This window comes from Kitasatospora sp. NPDC043950 (genome assembly GCF_056435345.1).
In genome coordinates, this window is record NZ_JBWKER010000015.1 from 106,678 (window position 1) to 131,827 (window position 25,150).

General features: G+C 69.3%; 24 protein-coding genes and 2 pseudogenes. 10 read left to right on the forward strand and 16 right to left on the reverse strand.

What is annotated here, in order from left to right:
- Positions 1-85: 85 nt before the first annotated feature.
- Entirely contained in the window at positions 86-1,912 is a 1,827-nt protein-coding gene (locus AC07BF_RS13210; protein ID WP_363585457.1) for a phosphoenolpyruvate carboxykinase (GTP), read from the reverse strand.
- A 276-nt stretch (positions 1,913-2,188) separates the two neighbouring features.
- Between AC07BF_RS13210 and trhA the strand changes: the two genes are divergently transcribed.
- A complete protein-coding gene (gene trhA / locus AC07BF_RS13215) occupies positions 2,189-2,893 on the forward strand; it encodes a PAQR family membrane homeostasis protein TrhA (protein ID WP_400989217.1) in 705 nt (234 codons plus the stop codon).
- Here the strand turns inward: trhA and AC07BF_RS13220 are convergent.
- From AC07BF_RS13220 to AC07BF_RS13230, 3 genes are all read right to left on the reverse strand, one after another.
- Complete coding sequence (locus AC07BF_RS13220; RefSeq protein WP_400809800.1) at positions 2,864-3,346, reverse strand: hypothetical protein; 483 nt, start codon at positions 3,344-3,346, stop codon at positions 2,864-2,866. The two genes, trhA and AC07BF_RS13220, sit on opposite strands and share 30 nt — an antisense overlap.
- A gap of 326 nt (positions 3,347-3,672) precedes the next feature.
- The gene (locus AC07BF_RS13225; RefSeq protein ID WP_363585459.1) at positions 3,673-4,521 is read right to left on the reverse strand and encodes a hypothetical protein; all 849 of its coding nucleotides are present in this window, start codon (positions 4,519-4,521) and stop codon (positions 3,673-3,675) included.
- An 8-nt stretch (positions 4,522-4,529) separates the two neighbouring features.
- Positions 4,530-5,204 (reverse strand): papain-like cysteine protease family protein, encoded by a 675-nt coding sequence (locus tag AC07BF_RS13230; RefSeq protein WP_400809798.1) that lies wholly within the window; start codon positions 5,202-5,204, stop codon positions 4,530-4,532.
- A gap of 265 nt (positions 5,205-5,469) precedes the next feature.
- Here AC07BF_RS13230 and AC07BF_RS13235 point away from each other — a divergent pair, with 265 nt between their 5' ends.
- Positions 5,470-6,402, forward strand: coding sequence for a hypothetical protein (locus AC07BF_RS13235; RefSeq protein ID WP_363629619.1), 933 nt, complete (start codon positions 5,470-5,472; stop codon positions 6,400-6,402).
- A gap of 11 nt (positions 6,403-6,413) precedes the next feature.
- Here AC07BF_RS13235 and AC07BF_RS13240 read toward each other — a convergent pair whose 3' ends face one another.
- Positions 6,414-7,034: a hypothetical protein gene (locus AC07BF_RS13240; RefSeq protein ID WP_478333368.1), complete on the reverse strand. Its 621-nt coding sequence runs from the start codon at positions 7,032-7,034 to the stop codon at positions 6,414-6,416.
- Positions 7,031-8,719 carry an alpha/beta hydrolase gene (locus AC07BF_RS13245; RefSeq protein ID WP_478333369.1) on the reverse strand — a complete coding sequence of 563 codons (1,689 nt, stop codon included), beginning with the start codon at positions 8,717-8,719 and terminating at the stop codon, positions 7,031-7,033. The genes AC07BF_RS13240 and AC07BF_RS13245 overlap by 4 nt, the downstream gene beginning before the upstream one ends.
- A 128-nt stretch (positions 8,720-8,847) precedes the next feature.
- On the opposite strand from AC07BF_RS13245, the gene AC07BF_RS13250 reads away from it, so the two are divergent.
- Positions 8,848-9,165 carry a hypothetical protein gene (locus AC07BF_RS13250; RefSeq protein ID WP_478333370.1) on the forward strand — a complete coding sequence of 106 codons (318 nt, stop codon included), beginning with the start codon at positions 8,848-8,850 and terminating at the stop codon, positions 9,163-9,165.
- Here AC07BF_RS13250 and AC07BF_RS13255 read toward each other — a convergent pair.
- From AC07BF_RS13255 to AC07BF_RS13265, 3 genes and pseudogenes are all read right to left on the reverse strand, one after another.
- Positions 9,156-9,470 (reverse strand): GNAT family N-acetyltransferase, encoded by a 315-nt coding sequence (locus AC07BF_RS13255; protein WP_478333377.1) that lies wholly within the window; start codon positions 9,468-9,470, stop codon positions 9,156-9,158. The two genes, AC07BF_RS13250 and AC07BF_RS13255, sit on opposite strands and share 10 nt — an antisense overlap.
- A complete protein-coding gene (locus tag AC07BF_RS13260; RefSeq protein WP_478333371.1) occupies positions 9,406-10,032 on the reverse strand; it encodes a hypothetical protein in 627 nt (208 codons plus the stop codon). Before AC07BF_RS13260 ends, AC07BF_RS13255 begins: the two co-directional genes overlap by 65 nt.
- Before the next feature lie 40 nt (positions 10,033-10,072).
- Positions 10,073-12,194 (reverse strand): annotated as a pseudogene (locus AC07BF_RS13265) (thioredoxin domain-containing protein).
- A gap of 1,020 nt (positions 12,195-13,214) precedes the next feature.
- On the opposite strand from AC07BF_RS13265, the gene AC07BF_RS13270 reads away from it, so the two are divergent.
- Complete coding sequence (locus tag AC07BF_RS13270) at positions 13,215-14,081, forward strand: TIR domain-containing protein (RefSeq protein WP_478317354.1); 867 nt, start codon at positions 13,215-13,217, stop codon at positions 14,079-14,081.
- A gap of 17 nt (positions 14,082-14,098) precedes the next feature.
- On the opposite strand, the gene AC07BF_RS13275 is transcribed toward AC07BF_RS13270, so the two are convergent.
- Entirely contained in the window at positions 14,099-14,959 is an 861-nt protein-coding gene (locus AC07BF_RS13275; protein ID WP_478317355.1) for a hypothetical protein, read from the reverse strand.
- A 332-nt stretch (positions 14,960-15,291) separates the two neighbouring features.
- On the opposite strand from AC07BF_RS13275, the gene AC07BF_RS13280 reads away from it, so the two are divergent.
- Positions 15,292-15,564 (forward strand): hypothetical protein, encoded by a 273-nt coding sequence (locus tag AC07BF_RS13280; protein ID WP_478317356.1) that lies wholly within the window; start codon positions 15,292-15,294, stop codon positions 15,562-15,564.
- Positions 15,561-15,968, forward strand: a complete 408-nt coding sequence (locus AC07BF_RS13285) for a PIN domain-containing protein (RefSeq protein WP_478317357.1) — start codon at positions 15,561-15,563, stop codon at positions 15,966-15,968. The genes AC07BF_RS13280 and AC07BF_RS13285 overlap by 4 nt, the downstream gene beginning before the upstream one ends.
- 33 nt (positions 15,969-16,001) lie before the next feature.
- Here the strand turns inward: AC07BF_RS13285 and AC07BF_RS13290 are convergent.
- From AC07BF_RS13290 to mca, 3 genes and pseudogenes are all read right to left on the reverse strand, one after another.
- Positions 16,002-16,160: pseudogene (locus AC07BF_RS13290) on the reverse strand (DUF255 domain-containing protein); the annotation flags it as partial.
- Positions 16,161-16,238: 78 nt separating this feature from the next.
- Positions 16,239-16,430: a hypothetical protein gene (locus AC07BF_RS13295; RefSeq protein WP_063348010.1), complete on the reverse strand. Its 192-nt coding sequence runs from the start codon at positions 16,428-16,430 to the stop codon at positions 16,239-16,241.
- A 49-nt stretch (positions 16,431-16,479) separates the two neighbouring features.
- Positions 16,480-17,385 (reverse strand): mycothiol conjugate amidase Mca, encoded by a 906-nt coding sequence (gene mca / locus AC07BF_RS13300; RefSeq protein WP_063351176.1) that lies wholly within the window; start codon positions 17,383-17,385, stop codon positions 16,480-16,482.
- A 239-nt stretch (positions 17,386-17,624) separates the two neighbouring features.
- On the opposite strand from mca, the gene AC07BF_RS13305 reads away from it, so the two are divergent.
- Positions 17,625-18,041 (forward strand): DUF4307 domain-containing protein, encoded by a 417-nt coding sequence (locus AC07BF_RS13305; RefSeq protein WP_363585466.1) that lies wholly within the window; start codon positions 17,625-17,627, stop codon positions 18,039-18,041.
- 401 nt (positions 18,042-18,442) lie between these two features.
- A complete protein-coding gene (gene greA, locus AC07BF_RS13310; RefSeq protein ID WP_363585467.1) occupies positions 18,443-18,943 on the forward strand; it encodes a transcription elongation factor GreA in 501 nt (166 codons plus the stop codon).
- A gap of 107 nt (positions 18,944-19,050) precedes the next feature.
- Here the strand turns inward: greA and AC07BF_RS13315 are convergent, their stop codons facing one another.
- From AC07BF_RS13315 to ilvA, 3 genes are all read right to left on the reverse strand, one after another.
- On the reverse strand, positions 19,051-19,908 hold the full coding sequence (locus AC07BF_RS13315; RefSeq protein ID WP_363621326.1) for an ABC transporter permease: 858 nt from the start codon (positions 19,906-19,908) through the stop codon (positions 19,051-19,053).
- 1 nt (position 19,909) lies between these two features.
- Positions 19,910-21,025, reverse strand: coding sequence for an ATP-binding cassette domain-containing protein (locus AC07BF_RS13320; RefSeq protein ID WP_478333372.1), 1,116 nt, complete (start codon positions 21,023-21,025; stop codon positions 19,910-19,912).
- 294 nt (positions 21,026-21,319) lie between these two features.
- Complete coding sequence (gene ilvA / locus AC07BF_RS13325) at positions 21,320-22,531, reverse strand: threonine ammonia-lyase (RefSeq protein ID WP_363585470.1); 1,212 nt, start codon at positions 22,529-22,531, stop codon at positions 21,320-21,322.
- 122 nt (positions 22,532-22,653) lie between these two features.
- Here ilvA and AC07BF_RS13330 point away from each other — a divergent pair, with 122 nt between their 5' ends.
- Together AC07BF_RS13330 and AC07BF_RS13335 are read left to right on the forward strand one after the other, a co-directional pair.
- On the forward strand, positions 22,654-23,136 hold the full coding sequence (locus AC07BF_RS13330) for a MarR family winged helix-turn-helix transcriptional regulator (RefSeq protein WP_063348015.1): 483 nt from the start codon (positions 22,654-22,656) through the stop codon (positions 23,134-23,136).
- 174 nt (positions 23,137-23,310) lie between these two features.
- Positions 23,311-25,150 (forward strand): choice-of-anchor A family protein (locus tag AC07BF_RS13335; RefSeq protein WP_478333373.1); only part of this gene is annotated, 1,840 nt, incomplete at its 3' end.

Genomic DNA, 25,150 nt, shown 5'->3' on the forward strand with positions numbered 1-25,150 from the left:
CCCGGGGGAACTCCGGCCGTCCTGTCACTCGACGGGCGCGCGGTTCGTGCCGCGCGACCGCCTCTCGCTCTGCTGAGGCTCAGGCTCAGCCGAGGCGCGCGACGAGGCTCCGGTACTCGTCCCACAGCTCCTTCGGGGTGTGGTCGCCGAACAGCTCCAGGTGGGCCGGCACCAGCGCGGCCTCCTGGCGCCAGATGTCGGCGTCCACGGTGAAGAGCAGGTCGAGGTCCTCCTGGGACAGCTTCAGGTCGCCGAGGTCGAAGCCGTCGACGGTCGGCAGCACGCCGATCGGGGTCTCGACGCCCTCGCCGGTGCCCTCCAGGCGCTCGACGATCCACTTGAGGACGCGGCTGTTCTCGCCGTAGCCCGGCCAGACGAACGCGCCCTCGGCGTTCTTGCGGAACCAGTTGACGTAGTAGATCTTCGGCAGCTTCGCGGCGTCCGCCTGGGCGCCGACCTTCAGCCAGTGGGCGAAGTAGTCGCCCATGTTGTAGCCGCAGAACGGCAGCATCGCGAACGGGTCGCGACGCAGCTCGCCGACGGTGCCCTCGGCGGCGGCGGTCTTCTCGGACGCGATGTTGGCGCCGAGGAAGACGCCGTGCTGCCAGGTGAAGGACTCGGTCACCAGCGGGACGGCGGTGGCGCGGCGGCCGCCGAACAGGATCGCCGAGATCGGCACGCCCGACTGGTCCTCCCACTCGGGGGCGATGGTCGGGCACTGCGCGGCCGGGACGGCGAAGCGGGCGTTCGGGTGGGCGGCCGGGGTGCCGGACTCGGGGGTCCAGTCGTTGCCGCGCCAGTCGGTGAGGTGCGCCGGGGGCTCCTCGGTCAGGCCCTCCCACCACACGTCGCCGTCGTCGGTCAGCGCGACGTTGGTGAAGACCGTGTTGCCCCACAGGGTGTCGATGGCGTTGGCGTTGGTGTCCACGCCGGTGCCGGGGGCGACACCGAAGAAACCGGCCTCGGGGTTGATCGCGTAGAGCTGGCCGTCGGCGCCGAAGCGCATCCAGGCGATGTCGTCGCCGATCGTCTCGACCTTCCAGCCCGGGACGGTCGGCTGGAGCATGGCCAGGTTGGTCTTGCCGCAGGCCGACGGGAAGGCGGCGGCGACGTACTTGACCTCGCCGGACGGCGGGGTGAGCTTCAGGATCAGCATGTGCTCGGCCAGCCAGCCCTCGTCACGGGCCATGGTCGAGGCGATGCGCAGCGCGTAGCACTTCTTGCCGAGCAGGGCGTTGCCGCCGTAGCCGGAGCCGAAGGACCAGATCTCCCGGGTCTCCGGGAAGTGCGAGATGTACTTGGTGCTGTTGCACGGCCACGGCACGTCCGCCTGGCCCTCGGCCAGCGGGGCGCCGACGGTGTGCACGGCCTTGACGAAGTCGCCGTCCTCGCCGAGCTGGTCCAGCACCGCCTTGCCCATGCGGGTCATCACGCGCATCGACACGGCGACGTAGGCGGAGTCGGTGATCTCGACGCCGTACGCGGCCAGCGGGGAACCGACCGGGCCCATCGAGAAGGGCACGACGTACATCGTGCGGCCCTTCATCGCGCCGCGGAACAGTCCCTTCTCGCCCTGGAAGACCTCCCGCATCTCGGCCGGGGCCTTCCAGTTGTTGGTCGGACCGGCGTCCTTCTCCTGCTCGGAGCAGATGTAGGTGCGGTCCTCCACGCGCGCCACGTCCGTCGGGTCCGAGGCGGCGTAGTAGGAGTTGGGGCGCTTTTCCTCGTTGAGCTTCTTGAAGGTGCCCTGAGCCACCAGCAGGTCCGCGAGGCGCTGGTACTCCTCGTCGGAGCCGTCGCACCACTCGACGCGGTCCGGCTGGGTGAGCTCGGCGATCTCGTTCACCCACGCGAGCAGGCGCTGGTGGCGGGTGGGCGCGGAGGCGCTGAGAGCAGAGATCTCGTACGACACGATCGCTCCGTTTCACACCATCTCGGCGAGGAGGTGGCGTAGCGGGGGTCTGAGGGTGCTTGCAGCGTAGCTCCGGCTCCAACGCCAAACTGCGGCACAGCGTCGAAATTGACTTATCTTTTACTACAGTAAGTACGATTACCGGCCAGTAATAGGTCGTCCACATCCCGGCCCGGACACCCTCGCGGACACCTCGAATACTCCAAAACGTCCAAGAGTGATGATCACCACTTTCCTACGCGCCAGTAACCTACGGCCCCGTAGGTAGCGGGTAGCATGCTGCGCATGACTGCTGAGCTCATCGAGAGCACGGAGAACGAGGGCGCGGAGAACGAGGCCTCGGGACGCAAGCCGAAGTGGCGCGGCTGGCTGCACGCCGGGATGTTCCCCGCCACCGTCGCCGCCGGGATCGTGCTGATCTGCCTGGCCGACTCCACCCCCGCCAAGATCGCCTGCGCGATCTACTCGATCAGCGCCTGGCTGCTGTTCGGGGTCAGCGCGGTCTACCACCGCTTCGACTGGGGCCCGCGCGGGGACGCCGTGCTGCGGCGGCTGGACCACGCGAACATCTTCCTGATCATCGCGGGCACCTACACGCCGTTCACGATCCTGCTGCTCAAGGGCGCCGACCAGCAGGTGCTGCTCTGGGTGGCCTGGGGCGGCGCGCTGGCCGGAATAGCGTTCCGGGTGTTCTGGGTCGGCGCGCCGCGCTGGCTGTACACACCGGTGTACATCGCGCTCGGCTGGGCCGCCGCCTTCTTCCTGCCGGACTTCCTGCACGCCGGCGGCGTCGCCGTCCTGGTGCTGATGATCGTCGGCGGGGTGCTCTACAGCATCGGCGGCGTGGTGTACGGGCTCAAGCGGCCCAATCCGTCACCGCGCTGGTTCGGCTTCCACGAGGTGTTCCACGCCTTCACCCTGGGCGCGTTCATCGTGCAGTACGTCGGGGTCTCACTGGTGGCGTACAGCGCGGCCGGCTGAACCCGGCGCGCCACGGCGGGCGGCCGCGCGGTCCACGGACCGGGCGACCGCCCGCTCCGCCGTCCAGGGGCGCTCGTACGGCGCCCGGCCCTGCGGGCGGCGCGGGTACGGCGGGTGGTCCGCCACGTCGGCCTCCGGCCACGGCTCCACCGCAGGCCCGGCGGTGCGGCCGCGCGCCTGCCGGGCGTCCAGCGCCTCGCGGGCCCGGCGGCAGCGCTCGCAGTGCGCGGCGTCCGGGGTGACGGCCGACGGCCGGTGCCCCCGCGGGGCGGTCGGCCGGTGGAGCGCCCGCCAGCGGCGGCCCACGTAGACCATGAGCAGCAGCACCTCGACCCCGGCGACGACCAGGACCAGCATCGCCCCGTTGATCAGGTAGGCCGCGACCACGGCGAGCGCGGACGCCACCACCACCGCCGCACCCCACACCTGGGCGTTCGACTCCCTGCCGGCCATTCGACTCCCCTTTCCCGGCGCCGGGCTCGTGGTCGGCTCCGGCCGCCCCACCCCTTCTCCGCTCTCGGCACGCGTCAGTCAGCACTGACCGATTGCCACATGGTATCTACCGTCCGTCACCCGGAGCTGCCCCCGGGCGGCGAACGACAGATCAACGTTGCGTCAATTCCTTGTGCGGAAGCATTACTTCCAGGACACATCACGCAGCGCGCCCGCTCGACTACGGGCTGGCGTGCCGGGGCCGCACGCAGCACGGCGGGGCCCGGCTGTGTCAGCCGGACCCCGCCGCATCCCACGTGTGGCGCGCACGTCGCGCCCGAGAGGCCCTACCCCCGTCGGACACCCGCCCTGCGCCGCACGGCCGCACCCGCGCCCACGAGCGCGGTGACGCCCAGGGCCGCGGCCGCCGTCACGGCCGGCAGCGCCGAACCGCCGCCCGCCGCCCGTTCCCGGTCGGCCGCCAGCTGGTAGCCGCCGCCCTTGCCCTCCCGGTCGTACGCCGAGCCGGGCAGCTTGTCCCCGTACCGCTGGTGCACCAGCTTCTGGTACGCGGCCAGCGACACCCCGCCCGCGCCCACCGAGCGCCGGGCCTCGTCGTCCAGCGGCAGCACCCGGCCGTCGCGCAGCACGTACCAGGCGTTCACCTGCGGCTCGCGGAACGCCGTACCGCCACCGCCACCGGCCGCCTTCGCCGCGTAGTCGCTCTCGTCACCGCCGGAGGCGATGTTGACCACCCGCCAGGAGTCACCCTGCCGGATCGTCCACACCGAGGCCGTCTGCCCGTCCGCCGCGACCACCTTGCTCGCGGTGAACTCGGCCGTCGCCACCGGCGCACCCGGGGCGCCGGCCACGAAACCCGCGTCCAGGGTGTACACCGGCACGGTGTCGCCGGCCAGCCGCGGCGCGGCCGCGCTCGCCGCCTGCGCCTCCTGCGCCGCACCGATGGTCAGCTGCTGGGTCGGCGGGACACCCTTGCGGGCGAAGAAGTGGCCCACCTTGTCGAGGACGGCCTGGTCCTGGACCACGCCACGGGCCTTCGCCAGATCCGCGACGGGCACCGGCACCGGGGCGCCGGCCGGCCCGTCCGCGTGCGCGGCCGGGGCCAGCGCCAGCCCGAGGCCGGCGGCGAGCAGGGCGGTGACGGCGGCCCGACGGGCCTTTCCGAGGTCAGTCATGGTCGCCCTCACGCGCCGATCCGGTACAGGGAGTGGGTCCACGAGAACGTGTTGTTGTTCACGTAGTAGTTGTAGTCCGCCCAGTTGTAGCGGTAGTTGGACGGCCACGGGTCGCCCCAGTACACCCAGTTGCTGCTGGTGTCGTAGCCGTAGACGACGTGCATGTGCCCGCCGCCGGAACTCCACTGGATCCGAGTCTCGATCGGCCGGTTCGCGTCCACCTCGGCCTGCACGGTGTTGTAGCGCAGGTAGCCGGTGACGTACGAACCCGGGTTGATGCCGACCCAGTCCAGCCCGTTCTGCACATCGGCCAGCGAGGCCTGGCTGTTGGGGCAGCTGGAGTTGGCCGAACGGCCGAACGCGGCGTTGCAGAACTGGTTCTGGCTGTAGTTGTAGCCGAACCAGGTGGCGATGGTGTTCCCGCTCGCCGCCCAGCACCAGTTGGTCTGCTGTTGCTGCTGCATGGTGATGTTGAGCTTCTTGAACGTGCCGGCCAGATCGGCCGTGCTGCCGGGCGCGGCAGCCTGGCGAACCTGCGCCGGGGCACGGTCCTGGACGGGAGCGAGATCCTGGGCGGGGGCGGCGAGCGCCGGAGTGGCCGCCGCCGCGGTCAACGCCGGGCCCAGCACGCCGAGGGCGAGCAGCGAGACCGCGCGGCGCAGCCGTATCCGTGGAACTGGCATGGGGGAAATGCCTCCTTGCACAAGCGGAGCGAGGTGCTGTGTGGGGGCGCGGTCCGGATCGCGCCATGAGCATCCCGCCGCCCCCGGAAGCCGGTCAACGGCCCCCAGGACCATCACAGTTCAGGTGTGAACGACCGGCCACGGGTGTGAACGCCACCCCGAAAACCCCCGCGTGGCACGCCAGGACCGGTGACAAACCGCCGCCCTGATGTGAATATTCACGGTCAAACACGGTCTGCCCGCGCCCGTCCCCCAGGAGGCCGTCATCCACCGCACCGACCAGGCCGACCTCACCGCCGCCCTCCGCACCGGCCCCTTCCACCTCGCCCTGCGCACCGCCATCGCCACCCGCGGCCTCGCCCTCCACCGCATCCGACGCCACCTCGCCCTGCGCGGCGTCCACGTCGGACTCACCAGCCTCAGCTACTGGCAACAAGGCCGCCGCCGCCCCGAACGCCCCGAATCCCTCCGCGCCGTCGCCGCCCTCGAAGACGTCCTCGACCTCCCCGAACACTCCCTCACCCGCCTGCTCGGCCCCCGCCGCGCCGCCGACACCACCCCCGCCGGCCCACCCGTACGCCCCTACCGCGACCTCATCTCCCCCGCCACCGCCGTCGACGACCTGCTCGCCACCATCGCCGGCCCCCGCGACACCGGCCTGCACACCATCACCCACATCGAACGCATCCGCCTCGGCCCCGACCGCCAACTCGCCCGTCGCGACTCCCAACACGCCCTCCGCGCCCACCGCGACGGCATCGACCGCTACCTCGCCCTCTACCAGGGCGACCCCGGCAGCGACATCACCCGCGTCGGCGTCCGCGCCGAAGAGAACTGCCGCCCCGGCCGCATCCGCCGCGACCAGACCCACCACCTGCTCGTCGCCGAACTCCTCCTCGACCGCCGCCTACGCGCCGGCGACACCCACCTCCTCGGCTACGGCTTCGACGACGCCCCCTCCCCCGACCCCAGCTGCGAATACGTCCGCGGCTTCAACTCCGGCGCCGGCCAGTACGTCCTCCAGATCACCTTCCACCCCGCCGCCCTCCCCGTCCGCTGCCACCGCTTCGCCCTCCACTCCCCGGGCGAAGCCCCCTACGAGACGGAGGAACTGACCCTGGACGGCCACCACTGCGTCCACCTGGTCGCGACGGCACTGCGGCCGTGCCTGCTGGGAATCAGGTGGGACTGGGAGTGACGGGCGCGGCGTCAGTGCGACCAGTACGGGTCGTCGACGTCGGGTGCGCCCTCGTGACCGGTCAGGCGAGGGCCGACGGGGCTGGCGCCGTAGTCCTTCTCGGGCTGGTAGCGGACCGGGGTCACCTGGGCGCTGATCGACACGTCGAAGTACAGGTCGATCGGGGTGTTGACCGCCAACAGGTTGAAGCCCGCCGCACCGCGCGCCGGGCAGTTCAGTTCGACGTAGTGCTTCGCCTCGTATCCGACGGTGGAATCCTCCCGCTGGCACCGGTCGCCCCAGAGCTGCGTCAGCTGGTCCAACAGCACCGACAACTTCGCCGGGGCCACCTTCGTCCGAAGCCTGGCGGAGAGCATGACCTGGGACAGCAGGGCCGGTTCACCGTCCGCGTGCTCCGGATCTCGGTCCACGACGTAGCCACTGCCGAAGTAGGCCACCGACGGGGTTATCGCGCCGATGGCCGTCCGCAGGGTCTCGTCGAGTTGCCCCTTCGCCTCGCGCGGGCTCAGCTGGGGGGCTCCCCGGTCTTTGATGGCCATCGGCCCGTAGCCGTTGTAGAACAGCCCCACCCCGGCGGCCAGCACGGCTACCGCCGCCACTGAACACCCGAGCGCCCGGCGCGGTCGCTTCATCGCCCGCCCGTCCGTTCGACGTCCCCGCTGCCGATGACGATGGCCGCGACGTTGTCCAGCGAGGGCCCACCGCGGCCCGTCAGGTACTTGGTGTGCGCGTCGATGGGGTTGCCCCTGCTCCAGTCGTCGACGGCGAAGCGGTTCGCGCCGAAGTGCTTGCTCGCCGGGTCCCGCCCGTACCAGCGTTCGTCCGGGTCGATGCTGAACTTGGACGGAACGCGCGTCACGACGTCGTTGTCGGCCGCGCCGACCCAGACGTGGCCGGGCGGCAGCTTGAGGTCGGAGGCCTTGTCCACTCCTACGCCCGGGCTGCCGAGGAAGACCACGTCGTCCGGGGGCGCGTAGTGCGACCCGGGCTGGGTCGCGAGCTTGGTGGCCTGGCCCACCAGGTACGAGCCGTAACTGTGTCCGACCGCGGTGATGTGCGGCGGCTGGGCGCCCTCGTGGTTCACCCGCACCCCGCTCAGGAACTTCGCGTACGCCGGAGCTCCGTCCCTGCCCGCCTTGGTCGAGGCGGCCCCCAGGTCGGCTCCGGGCGGGTCGTACCCTAGCCAGACGATCGAGGCGACCGAATGGCCGGCCGGGGCCTTCTTGCTCGCGCTGCGGTAGAGGCTCAGCGCGTTCTCCGCCTCGTTGGTGCCGTCGTGAACGTTTCCCCCCACCCCCAGGCTGCCGGTGTCGGTGGTGATTCCCGGCACGTAGGCGGAGATGTCGGTGGCGGTGTCCGGGTTCCCGTACGAGAGGATCGCCCGGCCCTTGCCCTCGTTGCCGAGGCCCAAGAGATAGATCGGGGGGCGGCTCGGGTCTTTCCCGTCGATCTCAAGCCGGTTGACGATGGGCCCGTAGAGGTCGTACAGGTCCTGCTCTGCGGAGTTCAGCGGTACGTGGTTGGTGCGCTTCTTCATGATGTCGTCCATCAGGAACTTCAGGTGCGCCCGGTTCACCTGGTCCCGTACCTCTGCCGGCACCCCGTCGAGGTTGCCGAGCGATTCCGGATGGTGGCTGAGGAACCACTGCTGCCCGTCCGCTCCGAGACCCTTCCACCAGGCGTTGACGTCCGTCGGGGTGGCTTCCTTGCCCGGCATGTTCAGCTTCCAGAGCGGATTGGCCGCCTCGCCGAACTGCAGCAGGTAGACGTCCGCGCTCGCAGTCCTGGCGTCCAGGCCGCTCTTGTCGGTGGCGTGGCCCGTGTACTTCTTGAGTTCTTCGGCCAGCCCCTGGTCGACCCGGGTGGCCTCCGACAGCGCCGCGCCGATCCGCTGGGAGATCTCCTCGGCGGCCGCTTTCTGCTTGGCCTCCCAGTCCGTGCTCTGGAAGGGACTGCTCGCCGGGGGCCAGCTCACCGACCCGCTGTCGTCGACCGACATGCCTTTGGCCTGGGCGTCGACGAGCGCCTTGCGGAGCTTGCCCTGGGCGAGCGTGAGGGAGTCGGCGCAGTCCCGCACCTCGGCGCCGATGCAGTGCAGCTCGGTCGCCGCCGCACGCAGCTTGTCGGTGATGCCGTCCAGGACCGGAATCGCGGCGGCGGCCGCCGGTCCACTCCACCCGGACCCGTGGACCCGGTCCGCGGTGCCGCTCTTCCAGTCGGCGGCGTGCTGGGCGCACGCCTTGCACAACGCGTCGTAGGCATCCGCCACCGCGTACAAGTCCGCAGGCTTGGCGTTCTTCAGGCTTGCGAGGTCCATCCCCCAGTCCCCCCGTTACCCATAGGCGCCCCCGGAGCACTCAGGGATACCATAACTCCCGCTATCGATACGGAGATCGGGGGGACATCGTGCCGAGCGACCCAGGATTCACCGTCAAACCTGGCGAGTTGACCGCAGCCGGGAACAGCGCGCTGACCGTCGCCGGGAAAGTGCCCGACGAGACCGCGAAGTTGGCCGAGCCGAGCGCCAAGGCGGCCGGGAGTCTGGCGGGTTGGCGGAGCGGGGCGGCGTTGCAGGGGTGCGGGGCGGCCTGGAAGGCGCTGCTGGACGGCCTGGCCGGTGACATGAAGTCGGCCGGCGGCAATCTGCTGACCTGCGCGCAGACGTACGTGAACGCGGACCACCTGCCGGCACCCGCCGCGACAGCGGCCGTCGACCCCTTCGACACGAAGGTGGTCGGCGGCCGCCCGGTCGACTACGCGTAATTTCCGCCCCGCGTCGTGAAGTCCAGGGTCAGGCAGTCCTCGACCGGCCGGTAGCCGATCTGCTGGTAGATGGAGTTGCTGGTCGGGTTGGCGAGGTCGGTGTAGAGCAGGACCTCGGCCGCCCCCTGGGCGAGGGCGTGGGCGGAGGCGGCGGCGGTGACGGCGCTGGCGTAGCCGCGTCCGCGCTGGTCGGTCGGGGTGTAGACGGGGCCGATGCGGGACATGCCGGCGATCACCGGGCTACTGCCGGCCAGGGCGACGGGGCGGCCGCCGTCCTCCCATAGGTGGAGGCCGCCGGTGGCGATCCCGGTCGTCGACGGCCTGGGGGACGTTGGGCAGGTCGACCCCGGCTTCGACGAGGAACTCCTCGTACCAGCGGATCGCCAGTTCGCGGTCGGCCGGGGCGGCGGGCCGGTGGTGGCCGGCGGGCGGGCGGGGCGGGTCGGTCAACTCGCCGAGCCGGTAGAGCCGTTCGTTGAAGCGGACGGACTGGCCGGCACCGGTGGCGGCGGTCCAGGCCGCGGCGAAGGCCCGGACCGCGTCCGCACCTCCGCCGACGCCGGACACCTCGGTGAACTCGCTCCCGGCGGAGGCCAGTTCGACCGCCAGCTCGGCTGCCGCCGCCGGTGTGCAGGAGAGCCGGGGGCCGAACGGCGGCGTCTGGAGGAAGGCTCCTTCGACCGGGCCTCCGTCCGCCGGGCGCCACCAGCCGAAGACCGGTGGCCGCTGGCCAAACACGTCCAGGCCGCGTTCGGCCAGCCGGTGTACGACCGTGAGCAGGACGGTGCTCTCGGCCGGGCGGGCGGCGAGGAACTCTTCCGCGTGGCGCCGGAAGTCGTCGAACGAACTGCTCAAGGTCCAGGTCATGGCCCATTCTGGCCCGGCCGCACCTCCTCCCACCAGCGTTTTATTCGACGGCGACGCCCAGCCGCTCGCCGAGGACCGCCGGGTCGGTGGTCGGCGCTTCGCAGGCGAAGTGCCGGCAGACGTAGGCGGCGGGCGCTCCGCCGACCAGCGGCCGACCCGCCAGCAGCGGCACCTCCGCGCCGCCGTCCTCCACCGAACCGTCCGCCGAACCATCCGCCGGGTTCTCCACCGAACCATCCACCGGGCCCGCCGGCGCGCCCACTGCGACGACCGCCCCGGGCGCGGTCCCGAGCAGCGCGGCCCGGCGCAGTGCGGCGGTGGCCGGGTCGTCGGCCGGGCCGACGACGGCGACTTCGCGCGGCCCGTCGAGCAGCGCCTCGGCGACGGCGAGGCCCCAGCCGATGAACCGGGGGGCCCGGGACGCGAGCGCGCCGACGATGCCGAGGGCCCGTTCGGCGGCCGTCCGGTGCCGGTCGGAGCCGGTGTAGGCGGCGTAGGTGAGCAGGGCGCCGGCGGCGGCTGTCCAGCCGGACGGGGTGGCGTTGTCGGTGGGGTCCTGGGGGCGTCGGATGAGTTCCTCGGCGTCGTCGGCGGTGTCGTAGAGCGCGCCGGAGGCCTCGTCGGTGAAGTGCTTGAGCACGGTGTCGAGGAGTCCGCCGGCCAGTTGCAGCCAGGCGGCGTCGCCGGTGACGGCGTACAGGGACAGGAAGCCCTCGGCGGTGTCGGCGTAGTCCTCCAGGACGCCCGCGTTGGTGCCGGCCCGGCCGTCGCGGGAGGTGCGCAGCAGTCGGCCGTCGGGGGTGAGGTGGACGGCGAGCAGCAGGTCGGCGGCGCGTTCGGCGGCCTCGACGAGGTCGGGGCGCTCCAGGAGGACGCCGGTCTCGGCGAGGGCGGCGATGGCGAGGCCGTTCCAGGCGGCGACGACCTTGTCGTCGCGGGCGGGGGCGGGCCGCCGGGCGCGGGCCTCGAACAACCGGGCGCGGATGGTCTCGTACTCGGTGAAGTCCTCGGGATCGGCGAGGAGTTGGAGAACGGAGGTGCCGTGTTCGAAGGTTCCGCCGGCGGTGACGGTGAACAGCCGGGCGGCGGTGGCCGCGTCGGCGGGGCCGAGCAGGTCGACCAACTGGCCGGGTTCCCACACGTAGTAGGCGCCTTCGGTGGACTGCCCGGTCTCCTCGTCGAGGCTGTCGGCGTCCAGCGCGGACGCGAACGCGCCTTCGGGAGTGCGCAGTTCGCGCAGCAGGAAGTCGGCGGTGGTCAGCGCGGTCCGACGGGCCAGCGGGGAGCCGGTGGCCCGCCACAGGTGCAGGTAGGCGCGCAGCAGCAGGGCGTTGTCGTACAGCATCTTCTCGAAGTGCGGCACGACCCAGCCGGCGTCGACCGCGTACCGGGCGAAGCCGCCGCCGAGTTGGTCATGGATGCCGCCGCGGGCCATCGCCTCGCCGGTGCGGACGGCCATCTCCAGGGCCGCCTCGGAGCCGGTGCGGGCGTGGTGGCGCAGCAGGAACTCGACGACCATGGCCGGCGGGAACTTGGGCGCGCCCCCGAAGCCGCCGTGCCGGTCGTCGAACTCCCGGCTGAGGGCGACCAGCGCCTGGTGCAGATCTGCGCCGGCGGGCGGATGGTGGGCACCGGCCGAGTAGACGGCGGCGCGCTCGGCGAGGTCGGCCCGGATCCGCCCGGCGACCTCCGCGACCTCCTGCCGCCGGCCCCGCCAGGCGGCGTCGACGCCTTCCAGCACCTGACGGAAGGACGGCATGCCGTGCCGGGGCTCCGGCGGGAAGTAGGTGCCGAAGTAGAACGGCTCCTTGTCGGGCGTGAGGAACACCGTCATCGGCCAGCCGCCCTGCCCGGTGGCGGCCTGCACGGCCTCCATGTAGACGGCATCGACGTCGGGCCGCTCCTCCCGGTCCACCTTGACGGCGACGAACCGCTCGTTCAGGTAGCCGGCGACCCCGGCGTCCTCGAAGCTCTCGTGGGCCATCACGTGACACCAATGATCATCAGGCTAAGTGGCACGACGAATAGCCCACCGAGAGAAGGATGGGAACGTCGCGCCGCTTGGCCTCTTGCATCGCCTCCTCTCCCCATGGCCACCAGTCCACAGGATTGGAGGCGTGCTGGCGGAGATAGGGCGACTGGGAGTTTGCCAGTCGATTCATACCGGCATCGTCGCACGCTCTGGGCCATCGAGCCTAGAGCGGCTGATCGCAACACCAGAAGCCGGCAGGGAGACAGGGGGCTCCTCGATCCAGGCTGGCCGCTGCACCAGCCGGACCCACCCGGAGGGGCGCTCCCGGACCTCCCAGGCCCACTAGACGCTCCTGGACTCACTGAAGAGCTCCATCACGACCACATAGAGAAGCACGGGGAGTCAAGCCCCCAGACCGCACCTGACACTTTCACAGTCGCTTTATTTATATTTTCAAGGCTTTATAGGATCCGGAGATGGCTTGCGACCAGCACGCCACCACCTTCCAATCCCAAAGTCCCCGAATTATTATATTGAATTACTAATCGAAGAGGAGTTTGTCACCGACTCCATTTGGGCACCTTGCGAACCATCGCTACGAGGGGTGCAAATGATTACATCAATTGTGACAGCCGGGGCCGGTATCGTCATCGCAGTAATGGCATACTGGTTGAACCATCGAGGCGAGGTTCGCAGGTCTCTCCGAAAAGAACGGATCGACTGGGTAGGCAGTCAGCTCAAAGACCTTTACGGTCCGCTTCTCGTTTTGGCAGAGACCAACGAACGAGCATGGAAAGAGTATCAGAGAATCTACTTTCCTCCCGATCCGGAAGAAGTGCCAGAAGGTTCGCTAGCAGAGTCAACTTCAGCACGATGGCACGTGTGGGTTAAGACGGTATTCGCACCAAGGGCCCAACAGATAAGGGAAATCGTCACTGCGCGCGGAGATCTCATTATCGAAAAAGAGATGCCAACAGTAGTACTTGACTTCTGCGCCCATGCGGCAACCTACGATTCCCTACTAGCAGACTGGGACGCCAGTGCCGTTAACGATTCCACACTTATTCGTCACCCGGGAAGCAGTTTCCTGGCATACGTACGCGATTCATACGCCGCTCTAAAAACCGAGCAAGAAAGACTGCTTGATTCAAGCTGGCCCTAACGAAACGACAGCCCATTGGCGACAATTACACAGAGAGGAAATTCTCTAATGAAGGTGTTCCTGAGTTGGTCCGGAGATCGCTCAAGGCGGGTTGCTGAGGCTCTCAAAAACTGGCTCCCGGATGTAATCCAAGAGATCGACCCATGGGTATCAAGCCAAGACATCGCCAAAGGTGGAAAAGGGATCGATGAGATTACTCACGAACTCGCCGCAACAGACTTCGGAATTATCTGCGTAACCCCGGAGAACCAAACATCGACGTGGATCAATTTCGAGGCAGGTTCACTCGCTAAAAAGTTCGAAACAGCGCACGTGGCTCCATTTCTCATTGCCATAAAGATTGCAGAACTAACTGGCCCTCTATCCAAGTTCCAAGCGACCGTAGGCGACAATCGAAGCGACGTCCGGAAGCTAATTGGCGACCTAAATAGCGCGCTAGCCGGACGAACGGTGGCGGAAGATCGCCTGGAACGAGCATTTACACGAAGTTGGCCTGAACTGGAAAGCGCCCTCCAAGAAGCTCAGAGGTCATCCTTGTCGGAAGGTGCGCGACATTCCATCAGACGGTCCGAAGCGGAGATGCTAGAAGAGATCCTCCTACTAGTCCGGAAGCAAGAATATCGCGAAACAAACCTGGAAGGAAATGTGACTCAAGCGGAGGAAAAACTATCACGCAGTCGGCGCATCAGCGAGGATGAGTTTATCCTATCCTCTTTTGCGAAAATCGGATGGCAGGTGACCAGCTCCTCCTGGGGGAAATCAGGGGTAAGCGTTACCGCACAACCCTCAGAAGGCAGTAGCGTATTCTTGTCGCGCGATTTCATCGAACGTATGGCCAAGTCCCTGGACAGGCCCGTGATCGTGATGGACGAGTCAGGGAATGCGCTGACCCGCAGCGGCGTCAGCTTCCCCTAGCGTGCGCACCATTCGACTCATCGGTCAAACTTAGCCTCTACAGGTGCCGGCATTTTCTCTGTCTTCTTAAAGCGCAGGTCCTCGACTTTCTCTTCCTGGACCCATGCGTTCCATGCCTTGATATAGATAGCTACTTGCTCGCGCATGGTATACCGCCGCTTGGCGCTCCTCTTTTTCACGTGAGGGACCTTAAGGAGAGCGAGCCGCGGATCCCCAACCTCAAGATTTGCACCTGAAGTCAGCCCCTCGATCCAACCATCCGACTTGACTGCGGGGGCCGCCTCCGACGTGACGAAATACCCTACCGCCATCCCAGTCTGACTGGCGAACACATGCTTAGAGATCTCACGGCCCATAACCACGGCCTCTCGATACATGTCACTGTCCTCTTCCTGTGCCGCAAGAATCCGGCTGTTTGCGATTCGAGCCCCACTGCCGCTCCACGAAGATTCCGGCATGTTCTTGAAGAGAAGAACGTGACGAATGGTGGAGTAGAGTACGGGTAGATACTTTTCGCCCGTAAATGAAAGCGCGTCCACACCACTACGCCGCTTCCCTGTATCAAGGACAGGAAATGCGGCTCTCGGAAGCCCTTCAAAAACGTACATCCATACCGGCACCTCTGCCTTAATAATGGCATTCAAGCGGTGCTGGCCATCGAGGAGGCAACCTGTATCGAGAGGCCCGTCGAGTGCAATTCCCTGATGCGTCAACTGCCACTCTTTACGGGCAATCGAATCAGCCAGGAAATCAACTTGCCCCCAGTCCAAGCGTCGATTGACTACTGCTCGCGACAGCAGAACCTCCGCCATCTCTGGGGTAATAAACACAAGACGTGGCGTGGGCGCACCCTCGGGAACCTTGTTATCAATAACCATCCCACAACTATACTAACCTCCAACGACGCAGCGTTGCCGAAGGCTTAAACTGATCGATTTCGAGCTTTTTCGCCGAACAAGTAAGAGCTCCAATGTCGAACTTGTTTAGCGTGGAAATATCAGGATGGAAAAATACATTTTTCCCATAATATGAACTTGAAGGCTCGGGCGCTGCCAACGGCGGTGAGTGGGTGAGTCGACTCGCCCCTCGGTGGGCGTCTACCTCAAGCCGGGTGGGCCATCCAGGTGGCGCGCGGCTCTGGCCGTCGACCAGCTCAACGGGAAGCAGCAAATCCCTCTCCATGTAATAGAGTCTGTACTATACTCTGGGCATGAAGACGACACGAGCCGGAACCACGGAGAACATCTCCGTCTCCATGCCCACCGAGCTGATCAGTGAGCTCCGCTCCCGAACCGGTCGCCGCGGGCTGTCCAGCTACATCACCGAGGCGGTCCGTCACCAGCTCGCCATGGACGGGCTCGCCGAGATCGTCGCGTCACACGAGGAGGAACACGGCGCGCTCACGGAGCAGGAGATCGAAGCCGCTCGTCGTGAGCTGTTCGGCGACCAGAACGCCGGTGAAGTCGAGCGGGGCGCCGCGTGAAGGAGCAGCCAGCCCGATCGCTGGTGCTCGACTCCGAGGCGCTCTCCCTGCTCCTGCACAACAACCGCGGGATGGCGGCTCGCATCGAGGCATCCCGGCAGGCCGGGGTTCCCGTCCTCGTGTCGGCGCTGACCATCGTCGAAGCCGTGCAGAGGAAGACCGACCTGGCGCGCTTGAGGTGGGTGCTCTCCCGGCTGCGGGTGGAACCGGTCACCCAGGAGGACTCATTGACCGCAGTGACGCTGCTTCAGGACGCGGGAGGGCTACACGGGCACAAGTACGCGATCGACGCCCTCGTCGCCGCGCTTGCGTTCCGCGCCCCGGCCCCGGTGATCGTCCTGACCTCCGACCGCGACGACTGGTCGAAGCTCTGCGGGAGCCGCGTGATCATCAGAGAGGTGTGAGCACCGCCGACTACTGCGTTTGCGAGTTCACTGGCACCAGTGGCACGCCGCGTACCCGACGCTGAGCAGCACCGGGACCCCCCGCCGCTCCGCCTCCGCGAAGGCCTCCGGCCCCCAGGGCCACCAGTCGACCGGGTTCTCGGCATGTTGCAGCAGGTACGGCGAGGTCGCGTCCGCGAGACGGTTCGGCATGCCCCCCATCCTCGCGCATCGGGGGCCGGGCGCCGGGACACCGGCTGCGGCGAGCCGGGCCCCGCCCGCGCCCGCGCGCTACTCCTTGGGGGCTTCCGGCTCCTCCGCGAAGTCGACCTTCTTGAACTGCCGGTTCATGGACTTGGCCAGGAACCAGGTGGCCACGCCGAGGGCGGCGAAGACGACGAAGCCGAGGAGTCCGGGGGTGACCTTGGCGTCGTCGACGGCGAGGTCGGCGGCGAGGTTGACGAGGTTCACGGGGGCGCTCATATCTCTATGGTGGCCCGGCTCACGGGGAGCCGGGCCACCGGGGGGTGGTTCAGTCGCGCGTGTCGGCGGCCTCGACGGCCAGGGTGGGGGTGCGCAGGCCGGCGAACAGGTCGTCCTCCGGCAGGTCCACGTCGATCAGGGTACGGGCGAGTTCGTAGTCCTCGGTGGGCCAGACCTCGCGCTGGACGTCCAGCGGGACGCGGAACCACGGCCCGTCGGGGTCGATCTGGGTGGCGTGGGCGATCAGCGCACGGTCGCGGGTCTCGAACCAGTCGCCGCAGCTCACCCGGGTGGTGATCTCGCGCTCCTGGCGGCCGCTCTTCTCCCAGCCCGCGATCCACTCCCCGTACGGCGAGTCGTGGCCGTGCTCGGTGAGGTACTGGTGCAGGGCGCGGATGCGGCCCATCGGGAAGCCGTGGTTGTAGTAGACCTTCAGCGGCTGCCAGGGCTCGCCGGCCTCCGGGTAGGCGTCCGGGTCTCCGGCGGCGTCGAAGGCCAGCATGGTGATCTTGTGAGTCATGATGTGGTCGGGGTGCGGGTAGCCGCCGTTCTCGTCGTAGGTCGTGATGACCTGCGGCTTGAACTCCCGGATCAGCCGGACCAGCGGTTCGGCCGCCTCCTTCACGTCCTCCAGGGCGAAGCAGCCCTCGGGCAGCGGGGGCAGCGGGTCGCCCTCGGGCAGGCCGGAGTCGACGAAGCCGAGCCAGGCCTGCTTGACGCCCAGGATCGCCCGGGCCTCGTCCATCTCCTTGCGGCGCACCTCGTGGATGTTCTCCTCGATGTACGGGTCCCCCTGGAGCTTGGGGTTGAGAACCGACCCGCGTTCGCCCCCGGTGCAGGTGGCCACGAGCACGTCCACTCCCTGCTCGACGTACATGGCCATGGTGGCCGCGCCCTTGCTGGACTCGTCGTCCGGGTGGGCGTGCACCGCCATCAGTCGCAACTGCTCAGTCAACGCCTTGCGTTCCTTCCACATATCGGGCGTTCCGCGAAGTCCGGTCCGCCCACCGTACGAGCCGCTCACGTCGGGGCCGCGTCGCCGCGGGACCGGCCGCGGACGAACCCCGGCCCGGTCGAGCCCCGCCCCCGCCGGACCGGCCGCGGGCGTGCCCCTCCTATAGTGACGGACTGGAGGAGCGTCGCATTCCCCCGCACCACCCGCGCGGCCCTCCCGTCAGGAGAGGACTGGGTCCGATGAACGCGAGCACCACCACCCCGCAGCTGCCCGAGGGGCGCTACGGCCGGCGCGGCGACCGCGATTCGGACCGCCGCCTGAAGGTGGTCGGCGCGGTCTGCGGCGTGCTGGGCCTGGGCCTGGTGGCCTGGCTGGGCGGCTCCTACCTGCTGCGCGAGACCACGATCAACGGCTCGGTCCCGACCTTCCAGGCGGTCTCGGACTCCGAGGTCGAGCTGCACCTGGCGGTGCGCAAGAGCGGCGGGACGGCCGGCAGCTGCACGGTCCGCTCGCAGGGTTCGGACGGCTCGGTGGTCGGGGTGGCCGACTTCCCGGTGCCGGCCGGCGGCTCCAGCTACGACGCCGTGGTCACGCTGCGGACCACCGCCCGTGGCACCACCGCCGAACTGCTGGGCTGCACGCCGGCGAAGAAGTAAGCCCCCGAAGGAGCGCGGAGGAGGAGGCCCGGCCGCCGAGTCGCACCGGCAGCGCGCCGCGCTCACCGGTACTCTGCCGGGCACCACCGGTACTCTGCCGGGCACCGGCGCATAACCGATCGGGAGAACGGGCATCCGTAGGAAGTCCCGCACCCGGCCCGGCACGCACCGCCCCCGTACACCGTGGCGCATTCGCTGTACACCGTGGCGCAACGCCGACGTCAATGGCGCGCCAACGACCCTTCTGCTTGTCGGCAGGACTTGTTAGGCTCGTGGTTTCGCCCCTTCCGCACCGGATGGTACGGGAGCGGGCGTTGCTTTGTAGTTACGACCGATATCACCACCAACCCTGCTGACGACTCACACCCTCAGCACAGCCCCAGCACCTACGAGGAGCACCCGTGACCCAGACCAGTGAGAACGTGACCTGGCTCACTCAGGCCGGCTACGACCAGCTGAAGGCCGAGCTGGATCACCTGACCGGGCCCTGGCGCATCGAGATCGCCCAGAAGATCGAGGCGGCGCGCGAGGAGGGCGACCTCAAGGAGAACGCCGGCTATCACGCGGCCAAGGAGGAGCAGGGCAAGTACGAGCTGCGCATCCGCCAGCTGACCCAGCTGCTGGAGCGTGCCAAGGTCGGCGAGGCCCCGGCCGACTCGGGTGTGGTGGCCCCGGGCATGGTCGTCACGGTCGCCTTCGACGGCGACGAGGACGACACCATGGAGTTCCTGCTCGCCTCGCGCGAGGTCGCCGGCGCCGACACCATGGACGTCTACTCGCCGCAGTCGCCGCTGGGCCGCGCGATCGACGGCAAGCAGATCGGCGACGAGGCGACCTACGATCTGCCGAACGGCAAGCCCGCCATGGTGAAGATCGTCAAGGTCGTGCCGCACGCCGGCTGACCAGGCCTGATCCGGCGCGATCCGGCCTGACCAGGCCTGACCGACAGACGAGGGCGGCCGCGGAGTCCAGGACTCCGCGGCCGCCCTCGCGGCGTACCGGGCGCGGTTCAGCCCACGGCCGAGCGGTACTTGCGCACCGACAGCCAGGAGAACACCGCGGTGATCAGCACCGACCAGAGCACCGACACCAGTGCGGCGTGCTGCATCGGCCAGGTGGCGTCCACCGGGCCGACCTGGTTGCCGAACAGGTCCCGGCAGGCCTGCACGGTGGCGCTGAACGGGTTCCAGTACGCGACCGCCTGCAGCCAGCCCGGCATCGAGCTGACCGGCACGAAGGCGTTGGAGACGAAGGTCAGCGGGAACAGCCAGATCAGGCCGGCCGAGGTGGCCGCCTCGGGGCTGCGCACCGAGAGGCCGATCAGCGCGCCGATCCAGGAGAACGCGTAGCCGAGTAGGAGCAGCAGGCCGAAGGCGCCGAGTGCGTTGAGCACGCCGTCGTGGATCCGCCAGCCGACCAGCAGCGCGACCAGGGCCAGCACGACCACGGTGAACGCGGTCTGGCACAGGTCGGCCAGGGTACGGCCGACCAGCACGGCCGAGCGGGCCATCGGCAGCGAGCGGAAGCGGTCCACCAGGCCCTTGGTCATGTCCTCCGCGATCCCGGCGGAGGCGCCGGCGACGGCGAAGGTGACGGTCTGGGCGAAGATGCCGGCCATCAGGAACTGGATGTACGAGTCGGAGCTGGAGCTCGCCCCGGGGATCTTGATCGCCCCGCCCATCACGTACGAGAACAGCAGCACGAACATGACCGGCTGCATCAGCCCGAAGACCACGATCTCGGGGATCCTGGTCATCCGGCGCAGGTTGCGCTTGGCGACCACCCAGGAGTCGTGCAGGGTGGCGGCGACGCCGCGGCGCTGCCTGGGCATCGCCTCGCCGATGGCGTGCTCGGTGGCGGTGCTCATCTCAGCGCTCCGTTCCGGCCGCGACGGCCTGCTTGTCCGGTCCCTGGCCGTCGGAGCCGTCCTGTCCCTGGCCGTCGGAGCCGTCCGGCCCCTCGGCGGGCGGCCCCTCGGCGGACGGCCCGACCTTGCCCCGGCCGCCCCGGCCGCGGCCGCCGGAGCCGTTCTCCTCCTCCACCGCCTCGGCGACGTGGCCGGTGAGGGTGAGGAACACGTCGTCCAGGGTCGGGCGGCGCAGGCCGATGTCGTCGATCTCGATGCCGCGGGCGTCCAGTTCGCGGATGACGTCGGCGAGCACCCGGGCGCCGCCGCTGACCGGCACGGTGATCCGGCGGGTGTTCTTCTCCACCGCCGGCTCGCCCAGCGCGTACCCGGACAGCGCCGCGACCGCGTCGGTGACCAGGCCCGGCTCGTGCACCACGACCTCTATCCGCTCGCCGCCGATCTGGGCCTTGAGCTGGTCGGCGGTGCCGCGGGCGATCACCCGGCCGTGGTCGACGACGGCGATGTCGTGCGCCAGCCGGTCGGCCTCCTCCAGGTACTGGGTGGTGAGCAGCAGCGTGGTGCCCTGCTCGACCAAGGTCTCGATGACCTCCCAGAGCGCGAGCCGGTTGCGCGGGTCGAGGCCGGTGGTCGGCTCGTCGAGGAACATCACCGGCGGCCGGACGACCAGCGCGGCGGCGAGGTCGAGGCGGCGGCGCATGCCGCCGGAGTAGGTCTTGGCGGTGCGGTCCTTGGCCTCGGCGAGGTTGAACCACTCCAGCAGCTCCAGCGCCCGGACCTTCGCCTGACGGGCGCTCATCTGGTAGAGCTCGCCGACCATCTGGAGGTTCTCGAAGCCGGTGAGGTACTCGTCGACCGCCGCGTACTGGCCGGACAGGCCGATCAGGCTACGGACCTTGTTGGGGTGCTTGAGCACGTCGACGCCGGCGACCACCGCGCGGCCCGAGTCGGGGCGCAGCAGGGTGGTGAGGATCCGCACGGTGGTGGTCTTGCCGGCGCCGTTCGGGCCGAGCAGCCCGAGCACCGTGCCCTCGGGGACGTCGAGGCTCACGCCGTCCAGGGCTCGTACGTCGCCGAAGGTCTTGACCAGGTTCTCGGCTTGGATGGCTGGCGCCATGGCCTGCCTCATCTCCTCGGACGAATATGGGCGATCTGTCACACTCTGCCCCTTTTTCGGGCATGCGGGCGACTCGGTTTTCGCCTACCGGCACACAGAACGCGATGTATCGCGAGTCTGGCAGCACGCGATATATCGCGTCAAGGCATAGGGCTCCGCCATCGTGACAGGGACCACTGACATCCACCGAGATCCGCTGAGGCCCGCCCCGCACCATCCGGCGCCCGAGACGCCAAGCCCCCCAAGCGCCCCAGGCTTCTCAGGCTCCTCATGCTCCTCAGGCGTCTTCGGGACTCAGCTGGAAACGACGTACCCCGCGTCCCGCAGCTCGCCGACCACGGCCGCGCAGTGCTCCGGCCCCTTCGTCTCCAGGTGCAGGTCCACCTCGACCTCGGTCAGCCCCAGCCGCGGGTCGATCCGCACGTGCGCGACGTCCAGCACGTTGGCGTCCAGCCTGGTCAGCACCCCCAGCAGGTCGGCCAGCGAGCCCGGCTTGTCCGCCAGCCGCACCCGCAGCGACAGGTACCGGCCGGCCGCCGCCAGCCCGTGCCGCAGCACCCGCTGCATCAGCTGCGGGTCGATGTTGCCGCCGGACAGCACGGCCACCACCGGCCCCTCGAAGGAGTCCGGCTGCTCCAGCAGCGCCGCGATCGGGGCCGCCCCGGCCGGTTCGACCACCAGTTTCAACCGCTCCAGGCCGAGCAGCAGGGCCCGCGACAGCGCGTCCTCGGAGACCGTCCGGACGCCGTCCGCCAGCGAGTTGACCACCTCGAACGGGATGTCCCCGGGCCGGCCGACCATGATCCCGTCGGCCATCGTGGCGTAGTGCTCCAGCGACACCGGCCGCCCGGCCGCCAGCGAGGGCGGGTACGCGGCCGCGCCCGCCGCCTGCACCCCCACCACCCGGACGTCCGGCCGCAACGGCTTGACCGCCGCCGCGATCCCGGCCAGCAGGCCGCCGCCGCCCACCCCGGCCAGGATGGTCCGCACCTCGGGGCACTGCTCCAGGATCTCCAGCCCGACGGTCGCCTGGCCGGTGACCACGTCCCAGTGGTCGAAGGGGTGGATGAACACGGCGCCGGTCGCCTCCGAGTACCGCTGCGCGGCCTGCAACGCCTCGTCCACCGTGGCACCGTGCAGCCTCACCTGCGCGCCGTACTCCCGGGTCGCCGCGACCTTGGGCAGCGGTGCCGCGACCGGCATGAACACGGTCGAGTGCACCCCCAGCAGCGAGGCCGCCAGCGCCACCCCCTGCGCGTGGTTGCCCGCGCTCGCCGCCACCACCCCGCCGGCCCGCTGCACCGGCGAGAGCCCGGCGATCCGCACGTACGCGCCGCGCAGCTTGAACGAACCGGTGCGCTGGAGGTTCTCGCACTTCAGGTGGACCGGCGCGCCGATCAGCCCGGACAGGTACCGGCTGCCCTCCATCGGCGTCACCCGGGCGATTCCGGCGAGCATCTTCTGGGCGCCGCGGACGTCGTCGAGGGTGACCGGCCAGTTGTGCATAACGCCAGCCTACGGTGGTCGACACCGGCAATCCGGGATGCCGGGGCTGTTCCCGGGCCCGCCCCGCCCGCGTACGCTGCTGCTTCTGAGCCTCCCTCACCGCACGACGATCGTGAGCCGCGATGACGACGACCTCGCCCCAGGCCACCGACCGCACCGACCCCGTGCACGCCCGACTCCAGTACCAGCTGGCGGTGTTCGCCCGCCGGATGGACCAGGTCCGGACCACCGGCGGCGGTCTCGGCGCGCTGGACCGGGCCGCCTACCTGCTGCTCGACCGCCTGGAGCGGCACGGGCCCGCCAACGTCAAGGCGCTGGCCGAGTCGCTCGGCGTCGACTCCTCCACGGTGACCCGGCAGGTCGCCCCGCTGGTCGCGGGCGGGTTGGTCGGCCGGGTCCAGGACCCGGCCGACCGCCGCGCCGTACGCCTCGCGCTGACCCCGGTCGGCTCCGGCCGACTGGCCGAAGTCCGCGACGGTCGGGCCGAGTTGACCCGCCGCCTGACGGCCGACTGGCCGCCCGAGGAACAGCAGGCGTTCTGCGCCCTGCTGGCCCGCTTCAACCACGCGATGGAGTCGTACACCGCGGACCAGCAGGGCCAGTGACCGCCGACGGCCGGAGGCCGTCCCTCGCGCTCGGACCGATCACCCGTCGACACACAGCCGAACGGGTGCATTAACACGATTTTCAGATGACAACACCAACGAGTCACGATGCTCGGCCCTCCAGCCCGGAACACTCCGAGGGCCCCATTGTGTCCACATGGTGAGAGGACTGAGGTGAAGCCCAGTCAGAACCCGGTGACCACCGTCACCTGGAGACGCCGACTCGGCAGGACGGTGGGTTCCGTCCTGGCCCTGACGCTCGTGCCCTTCGGCATGTCACTCGTCGCACCGCCGGCCGCGTACGCGGCCGGTCTTCCGGGCGGCCTCGGGCCGTGCCTGGGTGCGGACTGTCCCGCGACGTTCCCCCCGGTCAACAACGGTCCCTTCGCAGGCCGCGACGACGGCGTGAACATCTTCGTCGGCGGCGACTTCAACGTCGGCGGTTCCGCCGCGGAGGCCGAGGGGCACGTGGTGACCCTCGGCAACTTCGACCTGAACAAGGCCCCGGGAGGCAGCTCCGTCTACAACATCGGCATCGTCGGCGTCGGCTCACGGGTCCCCCCGCCGAACGGCGCCGACTTCCTCACCGCCGGAGGCAACGTCACGGTGGCCCCGGGGCAGAGGCTCCTGGCGGAGGGCGGCGTCGTCCGCTACGCGGGCACGGCCACGGGCACCATCGTCGGCACGAAGGTCCAGGAAGCACAGGCCGTGGCCGCCTACACGCCGCTGCGCGGTCAGCTGCAGACGGCGAGCGAGTGCTACGCCGGGGTCGGCACACCCCGCCCCGCCACCGGAACCGCGGTCAACCAGGGGTTCCAGACCCTGTTCACCGGTGACGGCACCTCCGCACTCCAGGTCTTCAACGTCGACTTCGACATCGCCGGGAACGGAGGCTCCACTCAGGGCATCGCGTTCGCCGGCATCCCCGCGAACGCGACGGTACTCGTCAACCTCGTGGGCGGCGCCCGCACCATCAACACCTACAGCGGGAGCCTCCAGGACACCGATCCCTGGAACCGGCTGCGCGAGCGCCTCCTGTGGAACTTCCCCGCCGCGACGTCCGTCACGCTCAAGGGATCGGGGCAGTTCCAGGGCAGTGTGCTGGTCGGCAACCCGGCCAGCACCGCCGCCATGAGCCTGCCCGGTCTGAACGGACGGTTCTTCACCACCGGTTCGCTGCTCCAGAACTCCGGCTCGGGGATGACCGGGACCGAGTTCCACGCCTATCCCTTCAACGGCGACCTTCCGGCGTGCGGAAGTCCCGCTCCCACCGCCTCGACCAGCGTGACCAAGGTCGACTCCGCCACCGGGCAGCCCCTGGCGGGGGCCACCTTCCAGCTGTGGCGTGAGACCAACGGCGTCCCCGGCCTCCAGACCTCGGGGGTCACCCCGGACACCGAGGTGGGCGCCCCCTGCACGACCGGGGCGAACGGCGTCTGCTCCACGGCCGGTCTCCCGTTGGGCACCTACTACTGGCAGGAGACCGCCGCTCCCCCCGGTTACGACCTGCCGCAGCCCGCGGTGACGACCGTGGTCCTCGACACGAACGGGCAGAACGTCCCGGTGACCGTCCAGGACACCAAGTCCCCGATCGTCGAGACCGGGTCCACAAGCGTGACCAAGGTCGACTCCGCCACCGGGCAACCGCTGGTCGGCGCCACCTTCCAGCTGTGGCACGAGACCAACGGCGTCCCCGGCCTCCAAACCACCGGAACCAACCCCGACACCCCCGTCGGCTCCCCCTGCACCACCGGAGCAAACGGCGCCTGCTCCACGACAGGTCTCCCGTTGGGCACCTACTACTGGCAGGAAACCGCCGCTCCCCCCGGCTACGACCTGCCGGAACTCAACGTCACCACCGTCGTCCTCGACACCAACGGACAGAACGTCCCGATCACCGTCCAGGACACCAAAGCCACCGCCCCGACCGGCTCCACCACGGTCACCAAGGTCGACTCCGCCACCGGACAACCACTGGCCGGCGCCACCTTCCAACTCTGGCACGAGACCAACG

What these genes read in the sequence shown, in the direction of transcription:
- AC07BF_RS13270 (WP_478317354.1), top strand. Translation starts at nt 13,215, where the DNA reads ATGAAGGTGTTCCTGAGTTGGTCCGGAGATCGCTCAAGGCGGGTTGCT.
- AC07BF_RS13305 (WP_363585466.1), top strand. Translation starts at nt 17,625, where the DNA reads ATGAACGCGAGCACCACCACCCCGCAGCTGCCCGAGGGGCGCTACGGC.
- AC07BF_RS13330 (WP_063348015.1), top strand. Translation starts at nt 22,654, where the DNA reads ATGACGACGACCTCGCCCCAGGCCACCGACCGCACCGACCCCGTGCAC.
- AC07BF_RS13275 (WP_478317355.1), bottom strand. Translation starts at nt 14,959, where the DNA reads ATGGTTATTGATAACAAGGTTCCCGAGGGTGCGCCCACGCCACGTCTT.
- AC07BF_RS13230 (WP_400809798.1), bottom strand. Translation starts at nt 5,204, where the DNA reads ATGCCAGTTCCACGGATACGGCTGCGCCGCGCGGTCTCGCTGCTCGCC.
- AC07BF_RS13260 (WP_478333371.1), bottom strand. Translation starts at nt 10,032, where the DNA reads ATGACCTGGACCTTGAGCAGTTCGTTCGACGACTTCCGGCGCCACGCG.
- AC07BF_RS13295 (WP_063348010.1), bottom strand. Translation starts at nt 16,430, where the DNA reads ATGAGCGCCCCCGTGAACCTCGTCAACCTCGCCGCCGACCTCGCCGTC.
- AC07BF_RS13220 (WP_400809800.1), bottom strand. Translation starts at nt 3,346, where the DNA reads ATGGCCGGCAGGGAGTCGAACGCCCAGGTGTGGGGTGCGGCGGTGGTG.
- AC07BF_RS13320 (WP_478333372.1), bottom strand. Translation starts at nt 21,025, where the DNA reads ATGGCGCCAGCCATCCAAGCCGAGAACCTGGTCAAGACCTTCGGCGAC.
- AC07BF_RS13240 (WP_478333368.1), bottom strand. Translation starts at nt 7,034, where the DNA reads ATGAAGCGACCGCGCCGGGCGCTCGGGTGTTCAGTGGCGGCGGTAGCC.
- AC07BF_RS13280 (WP_478317356.1), top strand. Translation starts at nt 15,292, where the DNA reads ATGAAGACGACACGAGCCGGAACCACGGAGAACATCTCCGTCTCCATG.
- AC07BF_RS13245 (WP_478333369.1), bottom strand. Translation starts at nt 8,719, where the DNA reads ATGGACCTCGCAAGCCTGAAGAACGCCAAGCCTGCGGACTTGTACGCG.
- AC07BF_RS13315 (WP_363621326.1), bottom strand. Translation starts at nt 19,908, where the DNA reads ATGAGCACCGCCACCGAGCACGCCATCGGCGAGGCGATGCCCAGGCAG.
- AC07BF_RS13225 (WP_363585459.1), bottom strand. Translation starts at nt 4,521, where the DNA reads ATGACTGACCTCGGAAAGGCCCGTCGGGCCGCCGTCACCGCCCTGCTC.
- ilvA (WP_363585470.1), bottom strand. Translation starts at nt 22,531, where the DNA reads ATGCACAACTGGCCGGTCACCCTCGACGACGTCCGCGGCGCCCAGAAG.
- trhA (WP_400989217.1), top strand. Translation starts at nt 2,189, where the DNA reads ATGCTGCGCATGACTGCTGAGCTCATCGAGAGCACGGAGAACGAGGGC.